17 protein-coding genes and 3 tRNA genes are annotated in these 15,651 nt (G+C 73.0%); 14 read left to right on the top strand and 6 right to left on the bottom strand.

What is annotated here, in order from left to right:
• From FB476_RS04445 to FB476_RS04455, 3 genes are read left to right on the top strand one after another with little or no spacing between them, the layout of a single operon-like run.
• Positions 1-450, top strand: a complete 450-nt coding sequence (locus FB476_RS04445; protein WP_238329544.1) for a hypothetical protein — start codon at positions 1-3, stop codon at positions 448-450.
• Positions 451-460: 10 nt separating this feature from the next.
• On the top strand, positions 461-1,261 hold the full coding sequence (rph, locus tag FB476_RS04450; protein ID WP_141817714.1) for a ribonuclease PH: 801 nt from the start codon (positions 461-463) through the stop codon (positions 1,259-1,261).
• On the top strand, positions 1,258-1,911 hold the full coding sequence (locus FB476_RS04455) for a non-canonical purine NTP pyrophosphatase (protein WP_141819855.1): 654 nt from the start codon (positions 1,258-1,260) through the stop codon (positions 1,909-1,911). Before rph ends, FB476_RS04455 begins: the two co-directional genes overlap by 4 nt.
• Before the next feature lie 4 nt (positions 1,912-1,915).
• Here FB476_RS04455 and FB476_RS04460 read toward each other — a convergent pair whose 3' ends face one another.
• On the bottom strand, positions 1,916-2,446 hold the full coding sequence (locus tag FB476_RS04460; RefSeq protein ID WP_170233518.1) for a CarD family transcriptional regulator: 531 nt from the start codon (positions 2,444-2,446) through the stop codon (positions 1,916-1,918).
• A gap of 154 nt (positions 2,447-2,600) precedes the next feature.
• Between FB476_RS04460 and thrC the strand changes: the two genes are divergently transcribed.
• From thrC to FB476_RS04475, 3 genes are all read left to right on the top strand, one after another.
• The gene (gene thrC / locus FB476_RS04465; protein WP_141817716.1) at positions 2,601-3,695 is read left to right on the top strand and encodes a threonine synthase; all 1,095 of its coding nucleotides are present in this window, start codon (positions 2,601-2,603) and stop codon (positions 3,693-3,695) included.
• Entirely contained in the window at positions 3,695-4,630 is a 936-nt protein-coding gene (locus FB476_RS04470; protein ID WP_141817717.1) for a homoserine kinase, read from the top strand. Before thrC ends, FB476_RS04470 begins: the two co-directional genes overlap by 1 nt.
• Positions 4,631-4,697: 67 nt before the next feature.
• Positions 4,698-5,588 carry a PhzF family phenazine biosynthesis protein gene (locus FB476_RS04475; protein ID WP_141817718.1) on the top strand — a complete coding sequence of 297 codons (891 nt, stop codon included), beginning with the start codon at positions 4,698-4,700 and terminating at the stop codon, positions 5,586-5,588.
• A gap of 55 nt (positions 5,589-5,643) precedes the next feature.
• Here the strand turns inward: FB476_RS04475 and FB476_RS04480 are convergent.
• Both FB476_RS04480 and bcp read right to left on the bottom strand, forming a co-directional pair.
• Positions 5,644-5,726: transfer RNA gene (locus FB476_RS04480), tRNA-Leu, on the bottom strand.
• A 168-nt stretch (positions 5,727-5,894) separates the two neighbouring features.
• Positions 5,895-6,371 (bottom strand): thioredoxin-dependent thiol peroxidase, encoded by a 477-nt coding sequence (gene bcp, locus FB476_RS04485; RefSeq protein ID WP_141817719.1) that lies wholly within the window; start codon positions 6,369-6,371, stop codon positions 5,895-5,897.
• A 90-nt stretch (positions 6,372-6,461) separates the two neighbouring features.
• Between bcp and FB476_RS04490 the strand changes: the two genes are divergently transcribed.
• From FB476_RS04490 to FB476_RS04505, 4 genes are read left to right on the top strand one after another with little or no spacing between them, the layout of a single operon-like run.
• Positions 6,462-6,740, top strand: coding sequence for a DUF3618 domain-containing protein (locus tag FB476_RS04490; protein WP_141817720.1), 279 nt, complete (start codon positions 6,462-6,464; stop codon positions 6,738-6,740).
• Between the two features lie 39 nt (positions 6,741-6,779).
• Positions 6,780-7,076, top strand: a complete 297-nt coding sequence (locus FB476_RS04495) for a GroES family chaperonin (protein ID WP_141819857.1) — start codon at positions 6,780-6,782, stop codon at positions 7,074-7,076.
• 9 nt (positions 7,077-7,085) lie between these two features.
• Entirely contained in the window at positions 7,086-8,069 is a 984-nt protein-coding gene (locus FB476_RS04500; protein WP_141817721.1) for a magnesium and cobalt transport protein CorA, read from the top strand.
• Positions 8,070-8,082: 13 nt separating this feature from the next.
• Positions 8,083-8,976 (top strand): alpha/beta fold hydrolase, encoded by an 894-nt coding sequence (locus FB476_RS04505; protein WP_141817722.1) that lies wholly within the window; start codon positions 8,083-8,085, stop codon positions 8,974-8,976.
• Between the two features lie 384 nt (positions 8,977-9,360).
• Here the strand turns inward: FB476_RS04505 and FB476_RS04510 are convergent, their stop codons facing one another.
• The 3 genes from FB476_RS04510 to tdh form a co-directional block, all read right to left on the bottom strand.
• On the bottom strand, positions 9,361-10,632 hold the full coding sequence (locus FB476_RS04510; protein ID WP_141817723.1) for an MFS transporter: 1,272 nt from the start codon (positions 10,630-10,632) through the stop codon (positions 9,361-9,363).
• 190 nt (positions 10,633-10,822) lie between these two features.
• Positions 10,823-12,007: a glycine C-acetyltransferase gene (locus tag FB476_RS04515; protein WP_141817724.1), complete on the bottom strand. Its 1,185-nt coding sequence runs from the start codon at positions 12,005-12,007 to the stop codon at positions 10,823-10,825.
• 8 nt (positions 12,008-12,015) lie between these two features.
• Positions 12,016-13,068 (bottom strand): L-threonine 3-dehydrogenase, encoded by a 1,053-nt coding sequence (gene tdh / locus FB476_RS04520; RefSeq protein WP_141817725.1) that lies wholly within the window; start codon positions 13,066-13,068, stop codon positions 12,016-12,018.
• A gap of 79 nt (positions 13,069-13,147) precedes the next feature.
• On the opposite strand from tdh, the gene FB476_RS04525 reads away from it, so the two are divergent.
• The 4 genes from FB476_RS04525 (at position 13,148) to FB476_RS04540 (ending at position 15,457) form a co-directional block, all read left to right on the top strand.
• Positions 13,148-13,223 (top strand) — tRNA-Lys (locus FB476_RS04525).
• 59 nt (positions 13,224-13,282) lie between these two features.
• Positions 13,283-14,407: a YihY/virulence factor BrkB family protein gene (locus FB476_RS04530; protein ID WP_170233519.1), complete on the top strand. Its 1,125-nt coding sequence runs from the start codon at positions 13,283-13,285 to the stop codon at positions 14,405-14,407.
• A gap of 95 nt (positions 14,408-14,502) precedes the next feature.
• A tRNA-His gene (locus FB476_RS04535) sits at positions 14,503-14,575 on the top strand.
• A gap of 228 nt (positions 14,576-14,803) precedes the next feature.
• A complete protein-coding gene (locus tag FB476_RS04540) occupies positions 14,804-15,457 on the top strand; it encodes a hypothetical protein (protein WP_141817726.1) in 654 nt (217 codons plus the stop codon).
• Positions 15,458-15,651 lie beyond the last annotated feature (194 nt).

Below are 15,651 nucleotides of genomic sequence, written 5' to 3' on the forward strand. Positions count from 1 at the left end.
ATGACCACCCGCGCCGAGGCACCCACGGCCCGCGCGACGTCACGGCCGCGGGCCGAGCTCGTCAGCCGCGCGATCGTCGTGCTCGGTCTCGTCGCCGACACCGTCGTGCACCTGATGCTCGCCCCCGTCATGCAGGTGGCCGCGCCGGGCGGGGTCGGCGGCGGCACCCTCTTCCGCGCCCAGGCCGTCGTCGCCGCCGTCGTCGCCCTGCTGCTGCTCGTCACGGGGCGTCGGTGGGCCTACGCGCTCGCCCTGCTCGCGGCGCTGTCGGCGCTGGGGCCCGTGCTGCTCTACCACTTCGTGGACGTGCCGCCGATCGGCCCCGTCCCGCGGATGCACGACCCGTTCTGGTCGCCGGAGAAGGTCGTCAGCGTCGCCGGGGAGGCGCTCGCCGCGATCTTCGCGGTGGTGGGCCTGCGGCAGACGGGCCGGGGGCCGGGCACCAACTAGTCTGGGCGGTATGACGACCGGTAGCCGCCACGACGGCCGCGCACCTGACCAGCTCCGCGAGATCCGCATCACCCGCAACTGGCTCGACCACGCCGAGGGCAGCGTGCTCGTCGAGTTCGGCCGCACCCGCGTGCTCTGCGCGGCGTCCTTCGAGGCCGGCGTGCCGCGCTGGCGCAAGGGCAGCGGCAAGGGCTGGACCACCGCCGAGTACGCCATGCTGCCCCGCGCGACCCACACCCGCTCCGACCGCGAGTCCGTCAAGGGCCGCGTCGGCGGGCGCACCCACGAGATCAGCCGGCTCATCGGCCGCTCGCTGCGCGCGGTCATCGACCTCGACGCGCTGGGCGAGAACACCATCCACCTCGACTGCGACGTGCTGCAGGCCGACGGCGGCACCCGCACCGCGGCCATCACCGGCGCCTTCGTCGCGCTCGTGGACGCCGTCGAGACCGCCCGCGAGCAGGGCCTGATCCCGCAGGACGCCGAGCCGATCACCGGCTCCGTGTGCGCGGTCAGCGTCGGCATCGTCGACGGCGAGGCCGTGCTCGACCTCGACTACGTCGAGGACTCCGGGGCCGACACCGACATGAACGTCGTCATGACCGGCGACGGGCGCTACGTCGAGGTGCAGGGCACCGCCGAGGGCGTGCCCTTCGACCGCGAGCTGCTCGACGTGCTCCTCGACGTCGCCGCCGAGGGCTGCGCCGAGCTCACGGCCCGCCAGGAGGCGGCGCTGGGCGCCGACGACATCGGCGGTGCCGACGCCCGCGCCGTGGGTGCCGACATCGACCAGGGGCCGCCCACGTGGTGACCGCCGACCGGCGCCTGGTCCTCGCCACCCGCAACGCGCACAAGGTCGTCGAGCTGCGCGAGATCCTCGCCGAGGCGCTCGACGCCGCCGGGCTGGAGCTCGTCGGGCTCGACGCCTTCCCGGACCTGGAGGACGTCGTCGAGAGCGGCGTCACCTTCGCCGAGAACGCCCTGCTCAAGGCCCGGTACGCCGCGGCGAGCACCGGGCTGCCGGCGCTCGCCGACGACTCGGGGCTGGCCGTCGACGTGCTCGGCGGGGCCCCGGGCGTCTTCTCGGCGCGCTGGTCCGGCCCGCTCGCCGAGGTGACCGGGACCGACAAGGACAGCGCCAACAACGCGCTGCTGCTGGCCCAGCTCGCCGACGTGCCCGACGAGCACCGCGGCGCGGGCTTCGTCTGCGCGGCCGCGCTCGTGCTCCCGGGGGAGACCCCGGGGAGCACCGGCGCCGAGGTCGTGCGCGAGGGGACCTGCCGCGGCGTCGTCGGCCGGGCCCCGCGCGGGGAGAACGGCTTCGGCTACGACCCGCTGCTCGTCCGCCCGGACGGGCGCACGCTCGCCGAGCACACCAGCGCGGAGAAGCACGCCGTCTCGCACCGCGGCGAGGCCTTCCGGGCCCTCGCCGCGGATGTGGCCGCCCTGCTGGGCGGCTGACGGATCAGCTGGCGGAGGCCAGCGGGTCGAGGCCGTCGAGGTCGGGGACCCGACCCTCCATGACGGCGGCCTCGACGACGGCGAGCGTCTCCTCCTCGGTCAGACCGAGGACGATGCTCAGCTCGTGCACGACGGGGCGGCGGGCCTCGCGCAGGAGGTCGCGCTCGTTGAGGGACAGGCCCTTGTCGGCCTCGCGACGGGTCAGGTCACGCACCAGCTCGGCGACGATGAGCATGTCGCCGGAGTTGAGGCGGTCGACGTTGTGCTTGATGCGCCGTGACCACTGCGACTCCTCGAAGCCGGTCTCGGCGGTCAGCCGCTCGAAGGCGGCGCGCACCTGGTCGGCCGACATGAGGGCGCGGACGCCGAGCTCCTCGGCCTTGTCCTCGGGGATCGACAGCTCGAGCTGGTTGTGCGCGACGACCAGCTGCAGGTAGTGCACCTCCTGCCCGCGCAGGACGCGCGAGAAGGTGCCGGTGATCCGGGCGGGACCGTGGTGGGGGTGGACGACGACCTGACCGGTGGAGAACCGCATCGAACTGTTCAACTGCCCTTCGCTGCCATACAACATGAGTGCCGGGCCCGGGGGGCCGACCCTCCCATTGTCTCACGGGGAGCGGGAGGTCCGGTCCGGATCGGCACGGCATACCCTTGTCCTGCCCCACCAGCCCGACCAGAGGACCCCTGCCATGGCGCACCAGTGGCGCGGCGTGATCGCCGAGTACGCCTCCCGACTCCCCGCCTCGGTGACCGAGCGCGTGGTGACCCTGCGCGAGGGTGGCACGCCGCTCGTCCCGGCGGAGCACCTCTCCGAGCTCGTGGGCGCGCAGGTTCACGTCAAGTACGAGGGCCTCAACCCCACCGGCTCCTTCAAGGACCGGGGCATGACGGCCGCGATCTCCGACGCCGCCCGCAAGGGGGCAAGGGCCGTGATCTGCGCCTCCACCGGCAACACCAGCGCGAGCGCCGCGGCCTACGCCACCAAGGCCGGTATGGCGTGCGGCGTGCTGGTCCCCGACGGCAAGATCGCGATGGGCAAGCTCTCCCAGGCCATCGCGCACGGTGCCACGCTCATCCAGGTCGACGGCAACTTCGACGACTGCCTCGACCTGGCCCGCAAGCTCGCCGAGGCCTATCCGGTCGAGCTGGTCAACTCGGTCAACCCGGCGCGCATCGAGGGCCAGAAGACCGCGTCCTTCGAGATCGTCGACGCCCTGGGTGACGCCCCCGACATCCACTGCCTGCCGGTCGGCAACGCCGGCAACATCACGGCCTACTGGAAGGGCTACACCGAGTACGCCGACCCGGACGCCCCCGGTGCCGACGGCGCCGCCGTCGCGACCCGACGCCCGCGCATGTGGGGCTTCCAGGCGGCCGGCGCCGCACCGATCGTGCTCGGCCACCCGGTCGACGAGCCCGAGACGATCGCCACCGCGATCCGCATCGGCAACCCCGCCTCCTGGCAGCAGGCCGAGGCCGCGCGCGACGAGTCGGGCGGGCTGATCGACGCCGTGACCGACGAGGAGATCCTCGCCGCGCACCGGCTGCTGTCCTCGCGCGAGGGCATCTTCGTCGAGCCGGCCTCCGCCGCGTCCGTCGCCGGCCTGCTCAAGGCGCACGCGGCCGGGCTCGTGCCGGCCGGGGCCACGATCGTGTGCACGGTCACCGGCCACGGGCTCAAGGACCCGCAGTGGGCGCTGCGCACCGCCGACGGCGGCGACGTCGAGCCGGTGCGCGTGACCGTCGACGTGATGAGCGCGGCGGCCGCGCTCGGCCTGGAGTGATGGTCGCGCCCGAGCCGGGCCGCAGCGTCTCGGTGGCGGTGCCGGCCAGCACCGCCAACCTGGGCCCCGGCTTCGACGCCGTGGGCCTGGCCCTGGGGCTCGAGGACGGCTACCGGGTCGACGTCCTGCCCGCCGGCGCCGGCCTGGAGGTCGTGCTCGAGGGGGAGGGCGCCGACGTCCTGCCGCGCGACGAGAGCCACCTCGTGGCTGCCCGCCTGCAGGAGGCGCTGACCGCCTGCGGCATCGGCTGGCTGGACGGCTACGGCCTGCGCCTGACCTGCCGCAACCGCATCCCCATGGCCGCCGGGCTCGGCTCCTCCGCCGCGGCCATCGTCGGCGGCCTGGGGCTGGGCTTCGCTCTCGCCCGGGGCGGGGACCTGACCGAGGCCGACCTGGGCCTGGTCAACACCCGCGCCGGCATCGCCGAGGGGCACCCCGACAACTCCTCGGCCTCCGTCTACGGCGGGCTGACGCTGTCGTGGATGCCCGCGCCGCAGGTCGTGCGCACCGCGCGGCCCGCGCTGCACCCCGACGTCGTGCCGGTCGTGCTCGTGCCCACGAGCGAGCGGGTGGACACCTCGGTGGCCCGTGCCGTGCTCGGCCCCCACGTGCCGCGCACGGACGCCGTGCACCAGGCCGGACGGGCCGCCCTGCTCGTCCACGCCCTGACCTCCGAGCCGGCCCTGCTGCTCGACGCCACCCAGGACTGGCTGCACCAGGAGCAGCGCCGTGAGGTCTACCCGGTCTCCATGGGGGCGGTCGACACGCTGCGCACCCTCGGGCACGCGGCCGTGGTCTCCGGCGCCGGGCCCACCGTGCTGTGCCTGACGACGACCGAGATGGCCCCGGCCGTCGTCGCCGAGGCGCGGTCCTGGGGTCGCTCCTGGCGGGTGCTCACGCCGGGCGTCCCCGAGGTCGGCCTGCACGTGGTCTGACGCCTCTGGGCCGGGTGCCTCCCGACCCTGCTGCCGACCGCCCGCCCGACCCGGCAGGATGGGCGGCATGGACCGTCCCGCCCCGCGCCGCTTCACTCAGGTCGACGTCTTCGGCCCGCCCGGAGGGGACGGCCTCTCCGGCAACCCGCTCGCCGTCGTCCACGACGCCGAGGGCCTGACCGACGACATGCTGGCGGCCTTCGCCCGGTGGACCAACCTGTCGGAGACCACCTTCCTGCTGCCGCCGACCGATCCTGCCGCCGACTACCGGGTCCGGATCTTCACGCCCGGCGGCGAGCTGCCGTTCGCCGGCCACCCGACGCTGGGCTCGGCCCACGCCTGGCTCGAGGCCGGCGGCGTGCCGCGGCAGCCGGACCGCGTGGTGCAGGAGTGCGCCGTCGGGCTGGTCCCGCTGCGGCGCGAGCCCCGGCTGGCGTTCGCCGCTCCTCCGCTGCTGCGCACCGGCCCGGCCGACGAGGGGGACCGGGCCCGGGCGCTCGCCGCGCTCGGCGTGAGCGAGCACGAGGTGCTGGCCGTGGAGTGGGTCGACAACGGCCCTGGCTGGATCGCGGTCGAGCTCGCCGACGCCGAGGCCGTGCTGGCCGTCGAGCCGGTCGCCGAGCACTTCCCGGTGGTCGACGGTGACGCGGGCGCGCTCGGGCTGGCCCTCGGCGTCGTCGGCCGCTGGTCCGACCCGTCCGCGGTCGGCAAGGACGTCGAGGTGCGCTCGTTCTTCCGCGACGGCGCCCACCTCGTGGAGGACCCGGTGACCGGCAGCCTCAACGCCGGGCTGGCGCAGTGGCTGATCGGCGCCGGGCGGCTGCCGTCGACCTACGTCGCGGGGCAGGGCGCGCGCCTGCGTCGCGACGGCCGGGTGTTCGTCGAGCAGGAGGGCGCGGACGTCTGGATCGCCGGCGAGGTCGTGACGACCGTGCGCGGCGAGGTGCTGCTGGGCTGACCACCCGGTCCCTGGCCCGGCTGGCCGTCGTCGTGCCGCAGCGCCCCCGACGGCCTGGTGCGCTCGGCGGGACTCGAACCCGCACGCCGGAGCACAGGAACCTAAATCCTGCGTGTCTGCCAGTTCCACCACGAGCGCGCCGGGCCAGCCTAACCGGGCCGACTCCCGTGAGCCCGAGCCCGTACCGCCGGACCATGTCGCCGAGGCCGGCGCTGAAGCGCGACAGCCGGAACGCACGAGTGCGGGCGTTGTGCACGGCCCCGGGCGCCCCGGGCGTGCCCAACCCCTGCACTGGTGAAGACCGGATCAGGCCGGGAGCTCGACCCCCAGCTGGCGGGCCAGCATCGCGACGTGGCCGGTGGCCTTGACGTTGTACTTCGCCAGCTCGACCACGCCCTCCTCGTCGAGGACGAAGGTGGAGCGGATCACGCCCATGACCGTGCGGCCGTAGTTCTTCTTCTCGCCGTAGGCGCCGTAGGCGGTGAGCACCTCCTTGGACTCGTCGGAGACCAGCGGGAAGGTCAGGCCCTCCTTCTCGACGAACTTGGCCAGCTTGGCGGGGGAGTCGGGGGAGATGCCGACCACGGCATACCCGGCGTCCTGGAGGATCGCGAGGTTGTCGCGGAAGTCGCAGGCCTGCTTGGTGCAGCCCGGCGTCATGGCGGCGGGGTAGGCGTAGAGGATCACCTTGCGGCCGCGGAGGTCGGACAGGCTCAGCTGCCCACCGTCGGCGGTCGGCAGGGTCCAGTCGGGGGCCGGCTGGCCGGGCTCGAGGCGGGACATGGGGGGGTGACCTCCTGAGGTTCGGCGGCAGATGTTCTGCGTTATCGTCTCAGGCGTAGTCCCTGACCACCTACCTGAGGACGCGAGTACATGGCCGACACCCAGTCAGCACGATCCGTGCGGGAGATCGAGGCGGACCTCGCGGCGACCCGCACCCGGATGGCGCGGACCGTCGACGAGCTCGCCTACCGGGTCAGCCCGCAGACCCTGAAGGCCAACGCGATCGCCTCGCTCAAGACGAAGGCCAACGACGCGGCCTTCGACGAGCAGGGCAACGTGCGCCTGGACCGTGTCGCCACCGTGCTCGGAGGGGTCGCCGCCACCGCGATCGTCCTCGGCCTGCTGCGCCGGGCGTTCTACAAGGGCTGACCGACCGAGGTGGGAGAGTCGGGCAAGCTGCCCATCCGGATGCTGCACGACCGGGTGCTGGTGTCCCTGGAGGGTGAGCAGGGTGAGCGTCGTTCCGGCGGCGGGATCGTCATCCCCGCGACCGCCAGCATCGGCAAGCGACTGGCCTGGGGCCGCGTCGTGGCCATCGGCAGCAACGTGCGTCAGGTCCAGCTCGACGACCGGGTGCTCTTCGACCCCGAGGAGCGGGCCGAGGTCGAGCTGGGCTCCAAGGACTACGTGCTGCTGCGCGAGCGCGACCTGCACGCCGTCGCGGCGGAGCGGGTGCCGGACGCCGGCACCGGCCTCTACCTCTAGGCACCGGACATGATCGTCCACCGCGCCCTCTACCGGCAGGGCCGGCGCGAGGAGTGCGGCGACCTGAGCCGGGACCTGGCCCGGCTGCAGGCCGAAGGGGCCCCGGGGTCGGACTTCATCTGGGTGGCGCTGGCCGACCCCACGCCCGAGGAGTTCGACCACGTCCGCACCGAGCTGGACCTCCACCCGCTCGCGGTCGAGGACGTGCTCGGCGGCGGCGAGCGCGCCAAGGTCGAGGCCTACGACGGCACGGTCCTGGCCGTGGTCAAGACCCTCCGCTACGTCGAGGAGAGCTCGGACATCGAGACCGGCGACGTCATGGCGGTCATCGCCCCGCACGTCGCCGTCACCGTGAGGCACGGAGACCCCGCCACGCTGCACGACGTGCGCGACCGGCTCGAGAGCCACGAGCAGGAGCTGCTGCGCGAGGGGCCGATGGCCGTCCTCCACGGGCTCGTGGACGAGGTCGTCGACTCCTACCAGGAGATCGACGAGGAGGTCGGCAAGGACCTCGAGGAGATCGAGCGCGAGGTCTTCGGCGACGTCGGCAGCGCCGACTCCACGACGATCTACCGCCTCAAGCGCGAGGTGCTCGAGTTCCGGCGGGCGGCGCTGCCGCTGCGGATGCCGCTGCACCAGCTGACCGAGCGGCAGGGAAGGGTGCGCTCGGAGGAGCTGCGGCTGCAGTTCCGCGACACGGCCGACCACCTCGACGCGGTGCTGGCCGACATCGACAGCTTCGACGCCCTCCTCACCGACGCCCTCTCCACGCACCTGTCGCAGATCGGCGTCCGGCAGAACGAGGACATGCGCAAGATCTCGGCCTGGGCCGCGATGATCGCCGTCCCCACCCTGGTCGCGGGCATCTACGGGATGAACTTCGACCACATGCCCGAGCTGCACTGGATGCTGGGCTACCCGCTCTCGCTGGTCCTCATGGCCGCCGCGGTCGCGGTGCTGTGGCGGTCGTTCAAGCGCTCCGGCTGGCTCTGAGACACTGGAGGGCGTGAGCACCAGCACCGCCGACGGCACGACCACCACCAGCGGCATCGCCTACCGCGTGCAGGGGGCCGCCGACGGCGTGCCCGTCGTCGCGCTGCACGGCACCCCGGGGTCCCGCTTCAGCGGCACCCCCGCGCGCGACGCGCTCAACGCGCTCGGCCTGCGCGTGCTGACCTTCGACCGGCCCGGGTATGGCGACACCCCCGGCGGCGAGCCCCGCACCGCCCGCGAGCTGGCCCAGGACATCCTCGACGTGCTGGAGCACGCCGGCGTCGAGGGCCCGGCCGGGATCCTGGCCGCCGGTGGCGCGACGCCCGGTGCCCTGGCGCTCGCCGCCCTCCACCCCGAGCGCGTCGGCGCCCTCACCCTGGTCTGGCCCCTCGCGCCGTCGTCCGGCGACGCCGGGAGCCCGGCCATGGAGCCGCACGAGTGGGTCCGCGGCATGGAGGAGCAGCAGCGGATGCTCCACGCCGTCGCCCTGCAGGACCCGGTCTTCCTCCGCGACCAGCTCGAGCTCGGTCTCGGCGCGCACGCCGGCGCCGAGGGCATCGTCCTCGACCTGCTCCAGGTGCAGGAGCCCTGGGGCGTCGACCCGGCCGACGTGCGCTGCCCCGTCGACGTCTGGTGGGGCACCGACTCCGCCGTCAGCCCGGCCGCCCACGCGGTCTGGCTCTCCGACCACCTCACCGGGGCCCAGGTGCGCGAGCACGCCCAGGAGGAGCACCAGTGGCACGTGCGCCGGCTGGTCGAGGTCTTCGCGCAGCTGGCCGAGCGGCTCGGGGTCGAGCCGCTGTCGGCCCAGGAGCTCGCCGCGGCCTCGGCGGCGGTCGACACCGACGGCTGCGGCGGCGGTCGCATCGGTGGCTGCGCCTGCGGCGCGGGCGGCTGCGGCGCCTGAGGGTCGTCCGGCAGACAAGGTCCTGCCGCGGTTCGGCAGACAGGGTTCTGCCGCCGTTCGGCAGACAAGGTTCTGCCGCTGATGCGCCTCCAAGGGTGTTGCTCGCCGCGCACAACCTTGTCCGGGTGACGGGCGGCGTAGCTGGGCGGGACGCGTCAGGCAGCGTTCTGCCGGTGATGCACCGTCTGCGACGTCGCCTGACGCGCACAACCTTGCTCGGTGGACGGGCGACGTCGCCCGACGCGCACAACCTTGCTCGCTAGAGGGGCGCCCTTGTCCCGTCGGCACGACCGTGCCTGCCCGGCGGCGCGAGAGCGACCCCCTGACAAGCGGGAGCCGCCCGGACACCTCGTCCGGGCGGCTCCTCGCGGGGTAGGCCGTTGCTCAGGCGGAGGCGGGGACCGTCTCCTGCTCGGCAGCGGCGTCGGCGACACCAGAGGTGGCCTCCGCCGGGGCCCGGCGCAGCAGCCGCGACCCGGCGAGCGCGAGCGTGAAGGCCAGCACCGTCGCGCCGACCGTCACCGCGAAGGCAGGACGGTGCCCGGCCAGGTCCGCGAGGCGACCCGCGAGGCCGGCGCCGACCGCGTAGCCGGCACCGGTCGCCGCGGCCAGCAGCGTCATGGCGGCACCCAGGCGGCGGGCGGGGGTGGAGCGCTCGGCGAGGGCGAAGGTCGTGATCATCGACGGGGCGATCGCGAAGCCGAGGGCCAGCAGCGCCAGGGTGAGCCCGGTCAGGGTGTCGACCAGCAGCAGCGGCAGGCTCAGCACCAGCAGCGCGCCGGTGAAGAGGCGCAGCCGGCGGGCGTGCGGGAAGGTCTCGGGCACCGCGACGACCGCGAGGCCGGCGAGCACGCTGCCGACGCCGAGCAGGCCGTGGAGCAGGCCGGTCATGCCGGGCATGCCCGCCTGCGTCGCCAGCACCGAGGTGCCGGTCTGGACCGAGCCGAAGACCATGCCGATCGAGAGCTGGGTGGCGGCGAGCAGCACCAGCGCCGGGGTCAGCAGGCGCGCGGCCCTGGTGGCGCTGGCGGGCGCCGGGCCGACGAGGGAGCCGGTCGGGTGCAGCGCGAACCAGGTGCCGAAGGCGCCGAGCAGCACGGCGGCGACGACGAGCGAGATGACCGGGGCCGAGACGGCTGCGACCAGGCCGACGAGCGCCGGGCCGATGACGAAGGAGGCCTCGTCAGCAGCGCCCTCGTAGGAGAAGGCGGCGTCCATGACGCGCGGGTCGTCGCTGCGGCGACGGCTGATCGGGCGCCAGCGGACGCGGGCCATGGTGCCGACCTGCGGCACGAAGGCACCACCGACGGCCGCGACGACGGGCAGCGGCCACCAGGCCGCCGACGGGTCGTGGACGAGGGTCATCCAGGCCAGGACGCCCAGGCCGAGGGTGCCGACGACGCTCTGCACGAGCAGCACCGGGCGCTGGCCGAGGCGGTCGGTCAGACCACCGGCGACGGGGGCACCGATCGCGTTGGCGACGGCGAGCGCGCCGGCGGTCACGCCACCGGCGGTGTAGGACCCGGTGGCCGCCGTGACGGCCAGCAGCGAGGCGATCTGCGACATCGCCAGCGGGATGCGGCCGACGAAGGCGATCAGGACGTAGAGGGGCCCGGTGAGCGCGAAGAGGCGCTGGTAGGACTGAACGGGTGACAAGGGTGTGGGCACACCTTTCGTGCGTGCGCGCCGTCCCAGCCACCCGGCGCGCGAAACCCTTGATCAACCCTTCAAGTATAGGCGGCCCGGGGGAGTGCCCCGACCACGGGACGAGGTGGCCACCAACAGCCGACCACCTCGTCCACGCAGGGGTTCGGGGTATGCCGTGCGCACGGCATACCCCTGCAGCTCAGCCGACCTCGTCGCGCGCCTCGACGAAGGCCCGCACGCAGGCGCGCACGTCCTCCTCCGAGTGCGCCGCCGAGAGCTGGACGCGGATGCGCGCCCTGCCCCGGGGCACGACCGGGAAGGAGAAGGCGATGACGTAGACGCCCTTGGCCAGCATGGCGTCGGCGATCTGCGAGGCGCGGCGGGCGCCGTCCTCGCCGGGGAACATGACCGGCACGATCGCGTGCTCGCCGGGCAGCAGCTCGAAGCCGGCCTCGGTCATGAGGCTGCGGAAGAGCTCGGCGTTGCGGCGCAGCACCCGGCGCGGCTCGTCGGAGTCGCGGGCCAGCTGCAGCGCCCGCAGCGAGCCGGCGACGACGGCCGGGGCGACGGCGTTGGAGAACAGGTAGGGGCGGGCCCGCTGCTTGAGCAGGTCGACGATCTCCTGGTGCGCGGCGACATACCCGCCGGAGCCACCGCCGAGGGCCTTGCCGAGCGTCCCCGTGAGGATGTCGACCCGGTCCATGACGCCGCAGGCCTCGTGCGAGCCGCGGCCCTTCTCGCCGACGAAGCCGGTGGCGTGGGAGTCGTCGACCATGACCATCGCGCCGAACTCCTCGGCGAGGTCGCAGATCTCCTGCAGCGGCGCGAGGTAGCCGTCCATCGAGAAGGCGCCGTCGGTGACGATCAGCGTGCGGCGCGCGTCCTGGGCGGCCTCGAGCTGGGCGCGCAGGTCGGCCATGTCGCGGTTCGCGTAGCGGTAGCGCTGCGCCTTGCACAGCCGCACGCCGTCGATGATCGAGGCGTGGTTGAGCTCGTCGGAGATCACCGCGTCCTCCGGGCCGAGCAGCACCTCGAAGATGCCGCCGTTGGCGTCGAAGCAGGAGGGGAAGAGGATCGCGTCGTCGGTCCCGACGAAGTCGGCGATCGCCCGCTCGAGCTCGCGGTGCTGGGTCTGCGTGCCGCAGATGAAGCGCACCGACGCCATGCCGAAGCCCCACTCGTCGAGCGCCTCGTGCGCGGCGGCGACGATCTCGGGGTGGTCGGCCAGGCCGAGGTAGTTGTTGGCGCAGAAGTTGAGCGCGTCCCCGGCCGTGGTCCCGATGTGGGCGGACTGGGGCGTGGTGATGAGCCGCTCGCGCTTGGTGAGGCCGTCGGCCTCGATCTGCTCCAGCTCGGCGCGCAGCTGGTCTTGAACGTCGTACATCTCTCTCCTCAGCTCCAGTCCATGATGACCTTGCCGACCTCGCCGGAGCGGGCGGCCTCGAAGGCGTCCGCCCACTGCTCGGCGGGGAAGCGGTGGGTGATGACCGAGCGCACCCGGTCTCGCAGCTGCTCGGACGTCTGCAGCATGAAGGTCATCTTGTACCAGGTGTCGTACATCTCCCGGCCGTAGATGCCCTTGAGCGTGAGCATGTGCGTGATGACCTTGCCCCAGTCGATCGCGAACGACTCCGGCGGCAGCCCGAGCAGCGCGACCTTGGCGCCGTGGGTGCAGTTCTCGATGAGCTCGCGCACCGCGTGCGGGCTGCCCGACATCTCCAGGGCGACGTCGAAGCCCTCGGCCATCCCGAGCTGGCGCTGCGCCTCGACGATGCGCTCGCGGCCGACGTTGACGACGACGTCGGCACCGGCCTTGCGGGCCAGCTGCAGGCGCGAGTCGGACAGGTCGGTGACGACGACGTAGCGGGCGCCGGCGTGGCGGGCGACCGCGGCGGCCATGACGCCGATGGGGCCGGCGCCGGTGATGAGCACGTCCTCGCCGGTCAACGGGAAGGACAGCGCGGTGTGCACGGCGTTGCCGAGCGGGTCGAAGAGGGCGCCGAGGTCGGGGTCGATGAGGTCGGGCTGCACCCAGACGTTGGTGTGCGGCACGACGACGTAGTCGGCGAAGGCGCCGTCGCGGTTGACGCCGAGGTTGGAGGTGCGCACGCACATCTGCTGACGGCCGGCGCGGCAGTTGCGGCAGGTGCCGCAGATGACGTGGCCCTCGACCGAGACGCGCTGCCCGACGGCCAGGCCGTAGCGGTCGTCGGTGGGCACGCCCTCGCCGAGCTCGACGATCTCGCCGTAGAACTCGTGACCCACCACGAGCGGCGGCCGCAGCATCGAGGCGGCCCAGTCGTCCCAGCCCTCGATGTGCAGGTCGGTGCCGCACAGGCCGGCCCGCAGCACCCGGATCTTGACCTCGCCGGGGCCCGGGTCCGGCTCCGGCACCTCCCTCAGCTCCAGTCCCGGTCCAGCATGGGGTTTCACGAGTGCACGCATGGGTCCCATCCTCGCGTATGCGTGCCGGAGGACACGATTTGGAACTCTGGCAGGAGGACCGTTAGAGTTTTCCGCTGTCGCGCCTATAGCTCAATTGGCAGAGCAGCTGACTCTTAATCAGCGGGTTCGGGGTTCGAGTCCCTGTGGGCGCACCAGCACGAAGGGGCAGGTCTCACGACCTGCCCCTTCGTCGTCCCCGTGCGATGCTGCTGAGGTGAGCGAGAAGCAGCAGACCCTGGGCCGGCCCCGGGACGAGGACGAGTTCGAGCAGGCGGCCGAGCGCGGCCCCGACGCCCCGACCGACCTGCCCCGGCCCCACTGGAAGAGCGTGCTCAAGCGCACGGTCACCGAGTTCGGCGAGGACGGCGGCTCCGACCTCGCCGCCGCGCTGACCTACTTCGCGATCATGTCGCTGGCGCCGATGCTGCTGGCGCTGACGACGGTGCTCGGCATCCTCGGGCAGGGCCAGGCGACCCAGACCGCCGTCGAGGACATGGCCGGCGAGCTCGGGCTCCAGCAGGAGACGGTGGACACCGTCGTCGGCTTCCTCGACAGCATCGGGCAGGCCGAGGGCTCTTTCGTCCTGCTTGTCGTCGGTGTGCTCGGCGCGCTGTGGTCGGCGTCCAACTACGTCAACGCCTTCAGCCGCATGATGAACAAGATCTACGAGATCGAGGAGGGGCGCCCGGTCTGGAAGCTGCGCCCCTGGCTGCTGCTGCTCACCGTCGTCGTGCTCGTGCTGCTGATCGTCATGGTCCTCTCGATCACGCTGTCCGGAGCGGTCGCGGACGCGGTCTTCGGCGTCGTCGGGCTCTCCGGCACGGTGACGACCGTCTGGAACATCGCCAAGTGGCCGTTCCTCGTCGTCATGCTCATGCTCATCGTGGCGCTGCTCTACTGGGGCACCCCCAACGTGCGGCAGCCCACGTTCCGTTGGCTCAGCCCGGGCGCCGCGCTCGCGGTCGTGGTCGCGATCGTCGCCGCGGCCGGCTTCGGGATCTACGTCCTCAACTTCGGCAACTACAACCGCACCTACGGCGCCATCGGTGGTGTCATCGTGCTGCTGCTGCTGATCTTCATCATCAACAACGTCCTGGTGCTCGGCGCCGAGCTGGACGCCGAGCTGGAGCGCGGCCGTGAGCTCGCCGCCGGGATGCCGGCGGAGGAGACGATCCAGCTGCCGCCGCGCGACACCAAGGGCACCGAGAAGAAGCTGAAGAAGGCCGAGGAGATCGTGCGCGAGGCGCGGCAGCTGCGGATGGAGGCCGAGCGCGACCTGGGCGAGGCGGGCCACGAGCCGGGCCTGCCCGGGCGAGGTCGCGACCGCGACCCCGACTGAGCGGAGCTGCTCCCCCGGGCCGGATTCGGAGCACTCGTCCGGAGGGGGTACGATGATCCGCGTTGTCGGACGCCCAGGCGCCCGGCAGCGCCTTGGTGGGTGTAGCTCAGCTGGTAGAGCACCTGGTTGTGGTCCAGGTGGCCGCGGGTTCAAGTCCCGTCACTCACCCCGCTCGAGAAGGGCCCCGGTCACGCGACCGGGGCCCTTTCTCGTGCTCTACGCCTCCCCTGTGTGACCAATCTCACCCCGGCGCGCGGGCCTCGCGGCGTTGACGCAGGTCAGCGGCCTGCGGAACGATCCGCAGGGGACGACGGCCTTCCGTGACGTCCGGCCGTGCGTGCACCCGGACCCTGCCGTCGTCCGCCCGTGATGCAGGAACACACCCTTGGAGATTCCGTGACCCGTGACGATGACGTCTATCCCACCATGCCCACGTCCCGCCGAGCCCTCGTGAAGGGGGCGGCCTGGGCCGTCCCCGCCGTGACCGTCGGCGTCGCCGCACCGGCGGCGGCAGCCTCGCTCCCTCCGTGCATGGCGGAGGTCAGCAGCGTCGTCCAGGGATCCTGGTCGGTGGGCGCGAAGTACGGGAGCTGCAACCAGAACACGCACTTCGACGTGAGCGTCCGGGTGCTGGTGAGCCCGTGCGACGCGACCTCGATCCAACTGCGGGTCTACGACCTGGGGGACGAGACGGGGAGCGGGTCGAGCTCGCGCTCCCGACTCTGGTGGAGCCGCATCGGTCAGTCGGGGTACCTCTACATCGAGAAGACCGTGACCGTGCCCGCGGCGGGGACGACGTTCCCGGTCAGCTTCGCGGTCCAGAACGACCGCGTGCTGCGCGAGACCACCTTCCTGTCGTCGTCCCAGGGTGCCGCCGTGCAGGGCACCATCCAGGCGTGCTGCTCCAGCGAGAACGACGGCATCCACGTCAACCCGTGCAACTTCGGGGCAGCCGGCTCGGTCAACAAGGTCGCCAAGTTGTACTACCGCCTGAACGCTACCGGCGCCTGGCAGTTCGGCGGCTACGTCAACGCGGCCCGGCCCCGCTGATCGAGGGGCACGGCCACCTGGCGGGTGGCCGTGGGGACCGGCCGTGATGACCGGGGCCGTCCGGTGTCGTCCTCACGACACCGGACGGTCCTGCTCCGTGCCCGTGCTCGGGACCGTTGACGTCGGCGCTGACGTTGCGGAAAGATCGCGAACGGTTCGCGGGGGCCGAGATGATGGGCCCGACCTCCCAGCGG

Origin of the sequence: Ornithinimicrobium humiphilum, assembly GCF_006716885.1 — a bacterium.
GTDB classification, from domain to species: Bacteria; Actinomycetota; Actinomycetes; order Actinomycetales; family Dermatophilaceae; genus Ornithinicoccus; species Ornithinicoccus humiphilus.

What these genes read in the sequence shown, in the direction of transcription:
- FB476_RS04445 (WP_238329544.1), top strand. Translation starts at nt 1, where the DNA reads ATGACCACCCGCGCCGAGGCACCCACGGCCCGCGCGACGTCACGGCCG.
- rph (WP_141817714.1), top strand. Translation starts at nt 461, where the DNA reads ATGACGACCGGTAGCCGCCACGACGGCCGCGCACCTGACCAGCTCCGC.
- FB476_RS04460 (WP_170233518.1), bottom strand. Translation starts at nt 2,446, where the DNA reads ATGCGGTTCTCCACCGGTCAGGTCGTCGTCCACCCCCACCACGGTCCC.
- thrC (WP_141817716.1), top strand. Translation starts at nt 2,601, where the DNA reads ATGGCGCACCAGTGGCGCGGCGTGATCGCCGAGTACGCCTCCCGACTC.
- FB476_RS04470 (WP_141817717.1), top strand. Translation starts at nt 3,695, where the DNA reads ATGGTCGCGCCCGAGCCGGGCCGCAGCGTCTCGGTGGCGGTGCCGGCC.
- FB476_RS04475 (WP_141817718.1), top strand. Translation starts at nt 4,698, where the DNA reads ATGGACCGTCCCGCCCCGCGCCGCTTCACTCAGGTCGACGTCTTCGGC.
- bcp (WP_141817719.1), bottom strand. Translation starts at nt 6,371, where the DNA reads ATGTCCCGCCTCGAGCCCGGCCAGCCGGCCCCCGACTGGACCCTGCCG.
- FB476_RS04490 (WP_141817720.1), top strand. Translation starts at nt 6,462, where the DNA reads ATGGCCGACACCCAGTCAGCACGATCCGTGCGGGAGATCGAGGCGGAC.
- FB476_RS04495 (WP_141819857.1), top strand. Translation starts at nt 6,780, where the DNA reads ATGCTGCACGACCGGGTGCTGGTGTCCCTGGAGGGTGAGCAGGGTGAG.
- FB476_RS04500 (WP_141817721.1), top strand. Translation starts at nt 7,086, where the DNA reads ATGATCGTCCACCGCGCCCTCTACCGGCAGGGCCGGCGCGAGGAGTGC.
- FB476_RS04515 (WP_141817724.1), bottom strand. Translation starts at nt 12,007, where the DNA reads ATGTACGACGTTCAAGACCAGCTGCGCGCCGAGCTGGAGCAGATCGAG.
- tdh (WP_141817725.1), bottom strand. Translation starts at nt 13,068, where the DNA reads ATGCGTGCACTCGTGAAACCCCATGCTGGACCGGGACTGGAGCTGAGG.